General features: G+C 59.0%; 12 protein-coding genes. 4 read left to right on the forward strand and 8 right to left on the reverse strand.

Features of this window, described 5'->3' with window-relative positions; all coding sequences use genetic code 11:
- Positions 1-73 precede the first annotated feature (73 nt).
- The 8 genes from rseP to rpsB form a co-directional block, all read right to left on the reverse strand.
- The gene (gene rseP / locus OC71_RS19055; RefSeq protein ID WP_041072334.1) at positions 74-1,426 is read right to left on the reverse strand and encodes a sigma E protease regulator RseP; all 1,353 of its coding nucleotides are present in this window, start codon (positions 1,424-1,426) and stop codon (positions 74-76) included.
- A gap of 54 nt (positions 1,427-1,480) precedes the next feature.
- On the reverse strand, positions 1,481-2,671 hold the full coding sequence (ispC, locus tag OC71_RS19060; RefSeq protein WP_041072336.1) for a 1-deoxy-D-xylulose-5-phosphate reductoisomerase: 1,191 nt from the start codon (positions 2,669-2,671) through the stop codon (positions 1,481-1,483).
- Positions 2,668-3,474, reverse strand: coding sequence for a phosphatidate cytidylyltransferase (locus OC71_RS19065; protein ID WP_041072338.1), 807 nt, complete (start codon positions 3,472-3,474; stop codon positions 2,668-2,670). The genes ispC and OC71_RS19065 overlap by 4 nt, the downstream gene beginning before the upstream one ends.
- Positions 3,474-4,229: a polyprenyl diphosphate synthase gene (uppS, locus tag OC71_RS19070; protein WP_041072340.1), complete on the reverse strand. Its 756-nt coding sequence runs from the start codon at positions 4,227-4,229 to the stop codon at positions 3,474-3,476. Before uppS ends, OC71_RS19065 begins: the two co-directional genes overlap by 1 nt.
- 13 nt (positions 4,230-4,242) lie before the next feature.
- A complete protein-coding gene (gene frr, locus OC71_RS19075; protein ID WP_008019552.1) occupies positions 4,243-4,800 on the reverse strand; it encodes a ribosome recycling factor in 558 nt (185 codons plus the stop codon).
- Complete coding sequence (pyrH, locus tag OC71_RS19080) at positions 4,797-5,540, reverse strand: UMP kinase (RefSeq protein ID WP_011332683.1); 744 nt, start codon at positions 5,538-5,540, stop codon at positions 4,797-4,799. The genes frr and pyrH overlap by 4 nt, the downstream gene beginning before the upstream one ends.
- 211 nt (positions 5,541-5,751) lie before the next feature.
- Positions 5,752-6,615 carry a translation elongation factor Ts gene (tsf, locus tag OC71_RS19085; protein ID WP_025110889.1) on the reverse strand — a complete coding sequence of 288 codons (864 nt, stop codon included), beginning with the start codon at positions 6,613-6,615 and terminating at the stop codon, positions 5,752-5,754.
- A gap of 203 nt (positions 6,616-6,818) precedes the next feature.
- The gene (gene rpsB, locus OC71_RS19090; RefSeq protein WP_003222119.1) at positions 6,819-7,556 is read right to left on the reverse strand and encodes a 30S ribosomal protein S2; all 738 of its coding nucleotides are present in this window, start codon (positions 7,554-7,556) and stop codon (positions 6,819-6,821) included.
- A 373-nt stretch (positions 7,557-7,929) separates the two neighbouring features.
- Here rpsB and map point away from each other — a divergent pair, with 373 nt between their 5' ends.
- The 4 genes from map to OC71_RS19110 all read left to right on the forward strand — a co-directional run bounded on the left by map (position 7,930) and on the right by OC71_RS19110 (position 13,772).
- Positions 7,930-8,712 carry a type I methionyl aminopeptidase gene (map, locus tag OC71_RS19095; protein WP_041072346.1) on the forward strand — a complete coding sequence of 261 codons (783 nt, stop codon included), beginning with the start codon at positions 7,930-7,932 and terminating at the stop codon, positions 8,710-8,712.
- 41 nt (positions 8,713-8,753) lie between these two features.
- Positions 8,754-11,456 carry a [protein-PII] uridylyltransferase gene (locus OC71_RS19100; RefSeq protein WP_041072349.1) on the forward strand — a complete coding sequence of 901 codons (2,703 nt, stop codon included), beginning with the start codon at positions 8,754-8,756 and terminating at the stop codon, positions 11,454-11,456.
- A gap of 207 nt (positions 11,457-11,663) precedes the next feature.
- The gene (gene dapC, locus OC71_RS19105) at positions 11,664-12,863 is read left to right on the forward strand and encodes a succinyldiaminopimelate transaminase (protein WP_041072351.1); all 1,200 of its coding nucleotides are present in this window, start codon (positions 11,664-11,666) and stop codon (positions 12,861-12,863) included.
- Between the two features lie 159 nt (positions 12,864-13,022).
- A complete protein-coding gene (locus OC71_RS19110; RefSeq protein ID WP_256198927.1) occupies positions 13,023-13,772 on the forward strand; it encodes a hypothetical protein in 750 nt (249 codons plus the stop codon).
- Positions 13,773-13,780 lie beyond the last annotated feature (8 nt).

A 13,780-nucleotide genomic window follows, 5' to 3' on the forward strand; every position in this document is an offset into this window, starting at 1 on the left:
AAGTCCTTTCTTATTCCAACTGGCAATAAACAAACTGCCGCAAAATGCGGCAGATTCGCAATTCAGCGAAGCTTTACAGTCGACCCAGATCATTGACCAGAGCAAGCAACATCACTCCGACCACCAAACTGATACCGATCTGCACCCCCCAACCTTGCACCCGATCCGACAAGGGGCGACCACGCACCCACTCAATCAGATAAAACAACAAATGCCCCCCATCCAGTACAGGAATGGGCAGCAAATTCAGAACCCCCAGGCTAATACTCAGATAAGCAAGGAAATTCAGGAAATCAGCAACGCCCGACTGGGCAGAAGCGCCCGCCACTTTAGCAATGGTTATCGGCCCACTCAAGTTTTTTACCGAGAGCTCGCCAAACAGCATTTTCTTCAACGAGTCCAGCGTCAGCACGCTCATGGTCCAGGTACGACGGGCACCCTCGCCAATCGCGGCCAACGGACCATAACTGACCTCGCGAATCATTTCCGGCGGCCAGTCCACGGCTTTTACGCCCGCCCCGAGATAACCGCTTGGCGACTTGCTTTCGCCGCGCGCCGCCAGGGTCACCGGGACGTCAATTTGAGCACCATCGCGCTCGACTTTCAGCATGATTTTGGTATCAGGACGCGTACGAACGCTGTCGACCACTTGCTGCCAGTCATTCAGCGCCAGGCCATCGAGCGCCAGCAGGCGATCACCGGTTTTCAGACCGGCGGCTTGTGCCGGGCCCTTTGGATCGAGTTCAGCCAGTATTGGCGGCAAAGCCGGGCGCCATGGGCGAATACCCAGCGAGCGAATCGGATCGGGCTCATCAGCGCCTTTGAGCCAATGATCCAGCGCCAGCTCACGCGGCGCGTCGACGGTCGAACCCTGCTCGCGCACGAGCAATTGCAGGGAGCCGCTTTCCCCGAGTCGACGCACCAGTTGCAAATTGACGGCGGCCCAACCGGACGTTGGCTCACCATCGATGGCGACGATTTCCTGACCGGCACTCAAACCAGCCCTGGCCGCAATGCTGCCGGACTCGACGGCACCAATGACCGGGCGGATCTGCTCGCTGCCGAGCATGGCCAGCACCCAGAAAAACACCAGGGCCAGCAGGAAGTTGGCAATCGGCCCCGCCGCGACAATGGCGATGCGCTGGCGCACCGATTTACGATTGAAGGATTGATGAAGCTGATCGGCCGGGACTTCGCCTTCACGCTCATCGAGCATCTTGACGTAGCCGCCCAGCGGAATCGCGGCGACGACAAATTCAGTGCCCTGCTTGTCGTGCCAACGCAACAGGGGCATGCCGAAGCCCACGGAAAAACGCAGAACCTTGACGCCACAGCGACGCGCGACCCAGAAGTGGCCGAATTCGTGAAAGGTGACCAACACACCCAAAGCGATCAGGGTGCCGGCAATCATATAGAGCGCGCTCATCTACTTTCTCCGCAATCCTGTTCAGTGCCGCGTGACGCCATGGTACTGCAATGGCTATCGGCCGTGACGATTCAGCCACTGCCCGGCCAGAGCCCGCGCTTTCGCGTCTGCGGTAAACACCGCGTCCAGATCCTCCAGCGCAACCACTGGCTCAAGGTTCAGCACGTCCTCGATGATACTCGCGATTTCCAGATAACCCACCCGTCCGTCGAGAAACGCGGCGACCGCCACTTCGTTGGCCGCATTGAGCATCGCCGGCGCACTGTTACCCGCCTCGGCTGCCTGTCGCGCCAGGCGCAGGCAAGGAAAACGCTCTTCGTCGGGCGCCTCGAAGTCCAGGCGCGCAATGGCAAACAGATCCAAGGGCGCTACACCCGAGTCGATACGCTCGGGCCAGGCCAATGCATTGGCAATCGGTGTGCGCATGTCAGGGTTGCCCAACTGCGCCAACACTGAGCCATCCACATAGTCGACCAGCGAGTGAATCACACTCTGCGGATGGATCACCACCTCGACCTGCGACGGCTTGGCGTCGAACAGCCAGCAGGCCTCGATCAACTCAAGGCCCTTGTTCATCATGCTGGCGGAGTCCACGGAAATCTTGCGCCCCATGGACCAGTTCGGGTGCGCACACGCCTGATCAGGCGAAACGTGCGCCAGCTCGCTCAACGGCGTCTGGCGAAAAGGCCCGCCCGAAGCCGTGAGCAAAATCCGTCGCACGCCGACAGTGCTCAGGCCACGGGCAAAATCCTGCGGCATGCACTGGAAGATCGCGTTGTGCTCGCTGTCGATCGGCAGCAGCACCGAGCCGCTCTTGTGCACGGCCTGCATGAACAGCGCGCCGGACATCACCAGCGCCTCTTTATTGGCCAGCAGGATCTTCTTGCCAGCCTCCACCGCCGCTAGCGTCGGGCGCAGGCCCGCGGCACCGACGATGGCCGCCATCACGGCATCCACTTCAGGTGCAGAGGCAACCTGACACAGGCCCTCCTCCCCCACCAGCACGCGAGTGGGCAGACCGGCAGCCCGCAGGTCATCCTGCAAACCGCGCGCCGCTGCCACTTCCGGCACGACTGCGAATTGCGGCACATGGCGCACGCACAAGGCCAGCAACTCGCTCAGGCGCGTGAAGCCGCTCAGGGCGAACACCTGATAGCGCTCAGGATGACGCGCGATGACGTCGAGGGTGCTCAGGCCAATCGAACCGGTAGCCCCCAGAACAGTGATCTGTTGAGGACGGCTCACGGTGCAGCCATCCACAGCAAGACAGCGAAAATCGGGATCGCCGCGGTCAGGCTGTCGATGCGATCAAGCACGCCGCCATGGCCTGGCAGCAGGTTACTGCTGTCCTTGATGCCGGACTGACGCTTGAACATGCTTTCGGTGAGGTCGCCCACCACCGAAATGAATACGATCAATGCAGCACCGATCAGCCCCTTGAGCAGCTCAGCCACCGTCCAGTCGCGAACCAGACCGACGATCGCGGTGATCACCAGACTCAGCGCCAGACCACCGTAAACACCTTCCCAACTCTTACCAGGACTGACCTGCGGCGCCAGCTTGTGCTTGCCGAAAGCACGGCCGGAGAAGTAAGCACCGATGTCGGCACCCCAGACCAGCACCATCACCGCCATGATCAGCCAGTTACCCAGCGGGTACTGTTTGATCTGAACCAGCCCCTGCCAGGCCGGCAGCAAGATCAGCAAGCCGATCACCAGTTTGGTGGCTGCGGTGGACCAATGCTCGCTCGAGCGTGGATACGTCAGCACCAGGTAAGTCGCCACCGCCCACCACAACACCGAAGCACCCAACACCCAAGGGGCAAGACCCGGCAGGACGTACATGACGAACAGCATCAGCGCGACGACAGCGGCAAAGCCGACACGGAACGACTGCGCGGTAAAGCCAGCCAGACGCGCCCATTCCCAGGCACCCAGGCTCACGACCAGACCGATGAACAGCGCAAAACCGGAACCCTCGAGCAGGAAAAAACCGCACAGAGCGATCGGCAGCAGGATCAGCGCAGTGATGATTCGTTGTTTAAGCATTAAACCCGGGCTCCAGCTTCGACCTGTTCGCTCGTTTTACCGAAGCGACGCTGGCGCGAAGCGAAATCGGCCAGCGCAGTGCGCATGGCTTCGTGTTTGAAGTCCGGCCAGAACAGGTCGGAGAAGTACAACTCGGCATACGCCAGTTGCCACAGCAGGAAGTTGCTGATGCGGTGCTCGCCACCGGTACGGATGCACAAGTCCGGCAGCGGCAGGTCGCCGGTCGCCAGACAGGTTTGCAACAGCTCCGGAGTGATGTCTTCCGGACGCAGATGCCCGGCCTGAACCTCACGCGCCAGACGTTGCGCTGCCTGAGCAATATCCCACTGACCGCCGTAGTTGGCGGCGATCTGCAGAATAAAGCGGTTGGCACCCGCGGTCATGGCCTCGGCTTCGCGCATCGCCGCCTGAAGCTCAGGGTGGAAGCGCGAGCGATCACCGATGATGCGCAAGCTGATGTTGTTGTCGTTGAGGCGCTTGGCCTCACGACGCAGGGCCTTGAAGAACAGGTCCATCAAGGCACTGACCTCATCGGCCGGGCGCTGCCAGTTTTCACTGGAAAAGGCGAACAGGGTGAGCACTTCGACCTTGGCCTCGGCGCACACCTCGATTACCGCCCGCACAGCATCCACGCCGGCTTTATGCCCGGCGACACCCGGCATAAAGCGTTTTTTCGCCCAGCGATTATTGCCATCCATGATGATCGCGACATGGCGCGGCACCGCGGACGGCGCAGACTGCTTGGTCTTTTCCATTGAAACGCGACCCTTATACGGCCATCAGGTCTTTTTCTTTCTCTGCCAGCTTCGCGTCGATTTCAGCCACGAATTTCTTGGTCAGATCGTCGATCTCGCCAGTCGCGCGACGCTCTTCGTCTTCACTGATCTCTTTTTCCTTGACCAGGTCCTTCAGCGAGCTGTTCGCGTCACGACGAATGTTGCGCACGGCAACACGCGCGTCTTCAGCAACGTCACGCGCTTGCTTGGTGAAGCCACGACGGGTTTCTTCGGTCAGGGCCGGCATACTGATGAGCAGCAACTCACCGAGGTTGGTCGGGTTCAGGTTCAGGCCTGCACTGCCGATCGCCTTGTCGACGGCACCCAGCATGTTGCGTTCGAACGCAACGACTTGCAGGGTACGGGCGTCTTTGACAGTGATGTTGGCCACTTGCTTGATCGGAGTGTCAGCGCCGTAGTACGGCACCATCACACCTTCCAGGATGCTTGGGTGCGCCTGACCGGTACGGATGCGACCGAAGTTGTGGGACAGCGATTCCACCGACTTCTGCATGCGCTCTTTGGCGTCTTTCTTGATTTCGTTGATCATTGTTGAACTTCCTCGATCAGGGTTCCTTCAGCGCCGCCATGTACGATGTTCAGCAGGGCGCCGGGCTTGTTCATGTTGAATACGCGCAGCGGCATCTTGTGATCGCGGCACAGGCAAATAGCTGTCAGATCCATCACACCCAGCTTGCGATCCAGCACTTCATCATATGTCAGATGATCGAACTTCTCGGCATGCGGATCCTTGAATGGGTCGGCAGTGTAGACGCCATCGACCTTGGTCGCTTTCAGCACGACGTCGGCATCGATTTCGATGGCACGCAGGCAGGCTGCCGAATCCGTGGTAAAGAACGGATTGCCGGTACCGGCCGCGAAAATCACCACGTCCTTGGAGTTCAGGTGGCGCATGGCTTTGCGGCGATCATAGTGATCGGTCACGCCAACCATGGAAATGGCCGACATCACGATGGCCGAGATATTGGCACGTTCCAGCGCGTCGCGCATGGCCAGGGCGTTCATCACAGTGGCCAGCATGCCCATGTGGTCGCCTGTCACCCGATCCATGCCGGCCTTGCTCAAGGCCTCGCCACGAAACAGGTTGCCACCGCCGATCACCAGACCGACCTGTACGCCGATGCCGACCAACTGGCCGACTTCCAGCGCCATCCGATCCAGCACTTTTGGATCGATCCCGAACTCTTCCGAGCCCATCAGGGCCTCGCCGCTAAGCTTGAGTAGAATGCGTTTATAGCGAGCCTGATAACCACTGCCCTGCTGAGCCATTGCGAATCTCTCCTGCGGCGTATTTAAAAAAATCTGTGCAAGCTGTTTTACAGCTGCCGTTCACTCTAGCTTGGCGCTGCTTCAGCGCCATCGGAACCTGGCTTTGTAAGTCAGTTCCCAGTGGAAACCAATTAAAAATTGGTAACCCATCTGAAAAGAGGCTGCGCGCGTGAGCGGGCAGCCTCTTTCGGGCGACAGTTGAAAAACCGTCTTATTGCTTGGCGGCAGCCAGCTGGGCAGCAACTTCTTCAGCGAAGTTGTCGACCGGCTTCTCGATGCCTTCGCCTACTTTGAAGTAAGTGAAGGAAACGATTTCTGCGCCGCCTTTCTTGGCCAGCTCGCCAACCTTGATTTCAGGGTTCTTGACGAACGCCTGCTCAACCAGGCTCGCTTCTGCCAGGAACTTGCTGATACGGCCTTTGACCATGTTCTCAACAATGTTTTCCGGCTTGCCTTTGATCTTCTCTTCGTTCAGCTGCAGGAACACAGCTTTTTCACGCTCGATCGCTTCAGCCGAAACCTGCGAAGGCAGCAGGAACTCAGGGTTGCTTGCAGCTACGTGCATCGCGATGTCTTTGGCCAGCTCGACGTCGCCGCCTTTCAGAGCCACAACAACACCGATCTTGTTGCCGTGCAGGTAGGAACCTACAACGTCACCTTCGATACGGGTCAGACGACGGATGTTGACGTTTTCGCCTACTTTGGCAACCAGTGCTTCGCGAGCGGCTTCTTGAGCAGCGATCAGCGGAGCAGCGTCGGTCAGCTTGTCAGCGAAGGCTTTTTCTACGCTAGCAGCAACAAAGTTTTTGAAGTCGTCTTGCAGAGCCAGGAAGTCGGTCTGCGAGTTCACTTCCAGGATAACGGCAGCTTTACCGTCGTCCTTGATTGCGATTGCGCCTTCAGCGGCAACGTTGCCAGCCTTTTTCGCAGCCTTGATCGCGCCCGAAGCACGCATGTCATCAATGGCTTTTTCGATGTCGCCGTCAGCCTTTTCCAGGGCTTTCTTGCAGTCCATCATGCCTTCGCCGGTACGCTCGCGCAGTTCTTTAACCAACGCTGCAGTAATTGCTGCCATTTTCAAATTCCTCTTGGATAGGTTTTCAACCATTCCACCCGATCGAACGGGCGTTCAATTCTTCCCGAAACACCTTGTAGCTGCTGCACGTTACAAATGCAGGAGGTGCGCTGCCACACGTGGGCGCCAACAAACGGTTTTCGAGGTGGCAAAAAGGGGGCCAAGCCCCCTTTTTGCTTACTGAGTCAACGCCAGGGCGTCGATTACTCAGCTGCAGCCTGAGTTTCTTCAGCTGCGAATTCAACAGTGCCGCCAGCAACATTGTTGCGACCACGGATCACTGCGTCAGCCATCGAACCCATGTACAGCTGGATAGCGCGGATTGCGTCATCGTTGCCTGGGATGATGTAGTCAACGCCTTCCGGGCTGCTGTTGGTATCGACAACGCCGATGACCGGGATGCCCAGCTTGTTGGCTTCGGTGATCGCGATGCGCTCGTGGTCAACGTCGATCACGAACAGTGCGTCTGGCAGACCGCCCATGTCCTTGATGCCGCCCAGGGAGCGATCCAGCTTTTCCAGGTCACGGGAGCGCATCAGCGCTTCTTTCTTGGTCAGCTTGGCGAAAGTACCGTCTTCGGCTTGAACTTCAAGGTCACGCAGACGCTTGATGGAAGCACGAATGGTTTTGAAGTTGGTCAGCATGCCGCCCAACCAGCGGTGGTCGACGTACGGCGAACCGCAACGTGCTGCTTCTTCAGCAACGATCTTGCCAGCGGAACGCTTGGTGCCGACGAACAGAATCTTGTTTTTGCCCTGGGCCAGACGCTCTACGAAAGTCAGAGCTTCGTTGAACATTGGCAGGGTTTTTTCAAGGTTGATGATGTGAATCTTGTTACGCGCGCCGAAAATGTACTTACCCATTTTCGGATTCCAGTAACGGGTTTGGTGACCGAAGTGCACACCGGCCTTCAGCATATCGCGCATGTTGACTTGGGACATGATAGTTCCTTAATAAGTCGGGTTTGGCCTCCACGTATCCCAATGACCAACCAGTGGCATAAAGCCAAAGGCACCCAGGTCATCGTGTCGACACGTGTGTGGATTTAAGCTTCTCGGGGCATCCCCGGAAAGCGGCGCATTTTATACCACAGGGTGCACAGAAACGGAACCCGGAATCTGTATTCGCACCAGAGACATGGGCGCAGCCCCCTTGGAATCGCCGTCAGGCACACCATTGTATAGAGAGAGACGATGTACGCAGGCGCGGATTTGCGCCTTTCGTCTGTTAGAATCGGGTTTTTCAGGGTCGCAAAACGTACACCTGCCACCCTATCCGTATCAGCAAGCGCCGCCGAGCGCAGAGAGAGCCTGTATGACCGTCAACCTCAAAACCCCCGAGGACATCGCTGGCATGCGTGTCGCCGGCAAACTGGCCGCCGATGTGCTGGAAATGATTGCCGAACACGTCAAACCGGGCGTGACCACCGATCAACTGAACCAGATCTGCCACGACTACATCGTCAACGTGCAGCAGGCCATCCCGGCCCCGCTTAACTACAAGGGTTTTCCGAAGTCGATCTGCACCTCGATCAACCATGTGGTCTGCCACGGCATTCCAAACGATAAGCCGCTGAAAAACGGTGACACCCTGAACATCGACGTCACCGTGATCAAGGACGGTTACCACGGCGACACCAGCCGCATGTTCCACGTTGGCGAAGTACCTGTCTGGGCCGAGCGCCTGTCGCAGGTCACTCAGGAATGCATGTACAAGGCAATCGAGATCGTCAAACCTGGCTGCCGCCTCGGCGACATCGGTGAAGTCATCCAGAAGCACGCGGAAAAGAACGGCTTCTCGGTGGTTCGCGAGTTCTGCGGCCACGGCATCGGCAAGGTGTTCCACGAAGAACCGCAGATCCTGCACTACGGCCGCGCCGGCACCGGCATGGAACTGAGGGCCGGCATGACCTTCACCATCGAGCCGATGATCAACCAGGGCAAAGCCGACACCAAGGTGCTGGGCGACGGCTGGACCGCGATCACCAAAGACCGCAAGCTCTCGGCGCAGTGGGAACACACCCTGCTGGTGACCGACACCGGCTACGAGATCTTCACCCTGCGCGCCGACGACACCATCCCGCGCGTCTCGGCCTGACCCGTAGAACGCTCCCACCTTTATAGAAGGAAAGCCAATCGATGCCGCAGGTGGATCCCGAACTCTTCGACCGCGGCCAGTTCCAGGCTGAACTGGCCCTGAAAGCGAGTCCTATCGCGGCGTTCAAAAAGGCGATCCGCCAGGCGCGCGAGGTCCTCGATACGCGTTTTCGCAATGGCCGCGACATCCGCCGCCTGATCGAAGACCGCGCATGGTTCGTCGACAACATCCTGCAAAAGGCCTGGGAGCAGTTCAACTGGAGCGAAGACGCCGACATCGCGCTGGTCGCGGTCGGTGGCTATGGCCGGGGCGAGTTGCATCCCTACTCTGACATCGACTTGCTGATCCTGCTGGACAGCGCCGATCACGAAGTTTTCCGCGACTCCATCGAGCGTTTTCTGACGCTGCTGTGGGACATCGGCCTGGAAGTCGGCCAGAGCGTACGCTCGGTCGATGAATGCGCCGAGGAAGCCCGTGCCGACCTGACCGTGGTCACCAACCTGATGGAAAGCCGCACCATCTGCGGCCCCGAGCGCCTGCGTCAGCGCATGCTTGATGTCACCAGCACGGCCCACATGTGGCCGGCCAAGGAGTTTTTCCTGGCCAAGCGCGCCGAACAGAAGGCCCGCCACCACAAGTACAACGACACCGAATACAACCTGGAACCCAACGTCAAAGGCTCGCCCGGCGGCCTGCGGGATATCCAGACGATTCTGTGGGTGGCCCGGCGTCAGTACGGCACCCTGAACCTGCGCGCCCTGGCCGGCGAAGGTTTTCTGGTCGAGAGCGAAAACGCCCTGCTGGCGTCGTCCCAGGAATTTCTGTGGAAAGTGCGCTATGCCCTGCACATGCTCGCCGGTCGCTCCGAAGACCGTCTGCTGTTCGATCATCAACGGACCATTGCCGGCCTGCTCGGCTTTGAAGGCGACGACGCCAAACAGGCGGTCGAAAACTTCATGCAGCAATATTTCCGCGTGGTGATGAGCATTGCCCAGCTCAGCGACCTGATCATCCAGCATTTCGAGGAAGTCATCCTCGCCCCGGAAGACGAAGCACCGCCGCAGCCGATCAACTCGCGCTTCCAGTTGCACGACGGCTACATCGAAGCGCGCAACGACAACGTGTTCCGTCGCACGCCGTTCGCCATGCTCGAGATTTTCGTGTTGATGGCCCAGCAGCCAGAAATCAAAGGTGTGCGCGCCGACACCATTCGTCTGCTGCGCGAGAACCGGCACCTGATCGACGACAATTTCCGCAACGATATCCGCAATACCAGCCTGTTCATCGAGCTGTTCAAGTGCAAGATCGGCGTGCACCGCAACCTGCGCCGGATGAACCGCTACGGCATCCTCGGGCGTTATCTGCCGGAGTTCGGCTTTATCGTCGGGCAAATGCAGCACGACCTGTTCCACATTTATACGGTCGATGCGCACACCCTGAACCTGATCAAACACCTGCGTAAGTTGCAGTACACCCAGGTGTCGGAAAAATTCCCGCTGGCCGCCAAGCTCATGGCCAAACTGCCCAAGCCTGAGCTCATTTACATGGCCGGCCTGTACCATGACATCGGCAAGGGCCGGCATGGCGATCACTCGGACATCGGCGCGGTCGATGCCGAAGCATTCTGCCAGCGCCATCAGTTGCCGCTGTGGGACAGCCGCCTGATCGTCTGGCTGGTGCAGAACCACTTGGTAATGTCGACCACCGCGCAGCGCAAGGATCTGTCCGATCCGCAGGTGATCCATGATTTCGCGCAGATCGTCAGCGACGAAACCCGTCTGGACTACCTGTACGTGCTGACGGTTGCCGATATCAACGCGACCAACCCGACGCTGTGGAACTCCTGGCGCGCCAGCCTGTTGCGCCAGCTCTATACCGAGACCAAACGCGCTCTGCGTCGTGGCCTGGAAAACCCGGTGGATCGCGAAGAGCAGATCCGCCAGACCCAGAGCGCCGCACTGGACATCCTCGTGCGTGGCGGCACCGATCCGGACGACGTCGAGCAGTTGTGGGCACAACTGGGCGATGACTATTTCCTGCGTCACACCGCTGGCGACGTGGCCTGGCACAGTGACGCGATCCTGCAGCAACCGGCCGATGGCGGCCCGCTGGTGCTGATCAAGGAAACCACCCAGCGCGAGTTCGAGGGCGGCACGCAGATCTTCATCTATGCGCCGGATCAGCACGACTTCTTCGCCGTGACCGTGGCCGCGATGGATCAGCTCAACCTGAACATTCATGACGCCAGGGTCATCACCTCAAGCAGCCAGTTCACCCTCGACACCTATATCGTGCTCGACAACGACGGTGAATCCATCGGCGACAACCCGACACGGATCAAACAGATTCGCGACGGTTTGACCGAAGCGCTGCGCAACCCGGACGACTACCCGACGATCATCCAGCGCCGGGTGCCGCGCCAGCTCAAGCACTTTGCCTTCGCGCCGCAGGTAACGATCCACAACGACGCTCAGCGTCCGGTGACGGTGCTGGAACTCACCGCCCCTGATCGCCCGGGCCTGCTGGCGCGGGTCGGCGGGATCTTCCTCGAGTTCGACCTGTCGCTGCAGAACGCCAAGATTGCGACCCTGGGCGAACGCGTGGAAGACGTGTTCTTCATCACCGACGCCCACAACCAGCCGCTCTCCGACCCACTGCTGTGCAGCCGCTTGCAGGACGCAATCGTCGAGCAACTGAGCGTCAATCAGGAACCGGATATCAAGCTTTCGCGCATCAGTATTTGAATCAGCAAACTACCCCTGTGGAGGCAGATATAGCTGCCGGGGCTTTTGTGGTGAGGGGATTCATCCCCGATGGGTTGCGAAGCAGCCCCGAACCGGCAATCGCGGAGTATCCGTTACACCGCACGCGATGGTTTTGCGGCTGCTGCGCAGCCGATCGGGGATAAATCCCCTCGCCACGGAGTTCTCTCCACATTGAACGAGGTCCCCATGAACAACGCTCTGAACCAGCTCCAGCCTTACCCGTTCGAAAAGCTCCGCGCCTTGCTCGGCAGCGTGACGCCGAACCCGGACAAACGCCCGATCGCCCTGTCGATCGGCGAGCCGAAACACCGTTCGCCAAGCTTTGTCGCCGAAGCGCTGGCGAACAATCTGGATCAGATGGCGGTGTACCCGACCACTCTCGGCATTCCGGCCCTGCGCGAAGCCATCGCCGGCTGGTGCGAACGTCGCTTCGGCGTACCAAGCGGCTGGATTGATCCGGCGCGCAACGTGCTGCCGGTCAACGGCACCCGCGAAGCGCTATTCGCCTTTACCCAGACCGTGGTCAATCGCGGTGACGATGCACTGGTGGTCAGCCCGAATCCGTTCTATCAGATCTACGAAGGGGCAGCGTTCCTCGCCGGCGCCAAGCCGCACTACCTGCCGTGCCTGGACGAAAATGGCTTCAACCCGGATTTCGACGCAGTCTCGCCAGACATCTGGAAACGCTGCCAGATCCTGTTCCTGTGTTCGCCGGGCAATCCGACCGGCGCGCTGATCCCGGTCGATGTGCTGAAAAAACTCATCGCCCTGGCCGACGAACACGACTTCGTGATCGCCGCCGACGAGTGCTACAGCGAACTGTACTTCGACGAACAGACCCCACCGCCGGGCCTGCTCAGTGCGTGTGTCGAACTGGGCCGCAAGGACTTCAAGCGTTGCGTGGTGTTCCACAGCCTGTCCAAGCGCTCCAACCTGCCGGGACTGCGTTCCGGTTTCGTCGCGGGCGACGCCGATATCCTCAAAGGCTTCCTGCTCTACCGCACCTACCACGGCTGCGCGATGCCGGTGCAAACCCAACTGGCCAGCGTTGCGGCGTGGAATGACGAAGTGCATGTGCGCGCCAACCGTGCGCTGTACCGCGAGAAATTCGACGCTGTCTTGGCGATCCTCAGCCCGGTGATGGACGTGCAGCGTCCGGACGGCAGTTTCTATCTGTGGCCGAACGTACAAGGTGACGACGCGGCGTTCTGTCGCGACCTGTTCGAGCAGGAACACGTGACCGTGGTGCCAGGCTCGTATCTGTCCCGCGAGGTAGACGGTGTGAATCCGGGCGCCGGTCGAGTGCGCATGGCGCTGGTTGCGCCACTGGCTGAATGCGTCGAGGCCGCAGAGCGGATTCGCGCGTTTGTCTCTCGCCAGGCGTAAGTGTCTTTACCGTGCCAGTTCCGCTGGCACGGTAACCGGTCATAAAACCGTACATATATTCAATTTACCGACTCCAGCTCAGTCACTAGCATCCCTCATTCAAAGCAACTTCCCGGGAACAATAAGCAACCGGATAAGTTAAACCTGAAGAATGAAAACATGGATGTTCAGTTATGCACTCAACCCGGCTTCAGCCAAGCAAGCAATTCAAAAACACACGCGCCTCCCGCACTATCACATGCACTTGGGAGACTCAGAAAAATGTGGGCTAAAAACAATCCGGCAAAATTCTGGACTCCCGGCAGCACACTTCGCATCGCGTTCCTCAACGGTACGCAGGCATTCAAGGACGAAACGATCGCCGCCGCCAGCAACTGGTTGCCGCACATCAACTTGAAGTTCGATTTCGTCGAAGGTGAAGAAGGCGATATCCGCATACTCAGTCAACCGGGAACGTTTTCCTCTCTGATCGGTACCGATGCTCTCTTACATCCCGATGAGCCGACCATGAGACTCTGGCCACACCCACCGAGCCAGGCACGTTATTTCGCAGCCAATGTCATGCATGAGTTCGGTCACATGCTCGGTGCAGAACATGAACAGACCAACCCCACGGCAAACATTCCCTGGGACAAACCGGCCATTTATAAACAACACGGAATAACTGCCGACCCGGAAGAAGACAACTACCAGGCCAGCGTGACGCGCAAACGACTGCACGATTGGTACTTTGACGTCGGCAATCCCGACGAAAGCATTTATTCAGATTACGACCAGAAGTCGATCATGCACTATCCCGTCAGCCAGTCCTGGACACTCGGTGACTTCCAGATCTTCATCAATCTGGGTCTCAGCGAACAGGATAAAACCTTCATGTCGAACGCTTACCCCTACCCCGAGAGTCAGTGAGCCTGTCA

Origin of the sequence: Pseudomonas sp. W15Feb9B, assembly GCF_000828175.1 — a bacterium.
GTDB classification, from domain to species: domain Bacteria; phylum Pseudomonadota; class Gammaproteobacteria; order Pseudomonadales; family Pseudomonadaceae; genus Aquipseudomonas; species Aquipseudomonas parakoreensis.

What these genes read in the sequence shown, in the direction of transcription:
- rseP (WP_041072334.1), bottom strand. Translation starts at nt 1,426, where the DNA reads ATGAGCGCGCTCTATATGATTGCCGGCACCCTGATCGCTTTGGGTGTG.
- OC71_RS19065 (WP_041072338.1), bottom strand. Translation starts at nt 3,474, where the DNA reads ATGCTTAAACAACGAATCATCACTGCGCTGATCCTGCTGCCGATCGCT.
- uppS (WP_041072340.1), bottom strand. Translation starts at nt 4,229, where the DNA reads ATGGAAAAGACCAAGCAGTCTGCGCCGTCCGCGGTGCCGCGCCATGTC.
- frr (WP_008019552.1), bottom strand. Translation starts at nt 4,800, where the DNA reads ATGATCAACGAAATCAAGAAAGACGCCAAAGAGCGCATGCAGAAGTCG.
- pyrH (WP_011332683.1), bottom strand. Translation starts at nt 5,540, where the DNA reads ATGGCTCAGCAGGGCAGTGGTTATCAGGCTCGCTATAAACGCATTCTA.
- tsf (WP_025110889.1), bottom strand. Translation starts at nt 6,615, where the DNA reads ATGGCAGCAATTACTGCAGCGTTGGTTAAAGAACTGCGCGAGCGTACC.
- rpsB (WP_003222119.1), bottom strand. Translation starts at nt 7,556, where the DNA reads ATGTCCCAAGTCAACATGCGCGATATGCTGAAGGCCGGTGTGCACTTC.
- map (WP_041072346.1), top strand. Translation starts at nt 7,930, where the DNA reads ATGACCGTCAACCTCAAAACCCCCGAGGACATCGCTGGCATGCGTGTC.
- OC71_RS19100 (WP_041072349.1), top strand. Translation starts at nt 8,754, where the DNA reads ATGCCGCAGGTGGATCCCGAACTCTTCGACCGCGGCCAGTTCCAGGCT.
- dapC (WP_041072351.1), top strand. Translation starts at nt 11,664, where the DNA reads ATGAACAACGCTCTGAACCAGCTCCAGCCTTACCCGTTCGAAAAGCTC.
- OC71_RS19110 (WP_256198927.1), top strand. Translation starts at nt 13,023, where the DNA reads ATGGATGTTCAGTTATGCACTCAACCCGGCTTCAGCCAAGCAAGCAAT.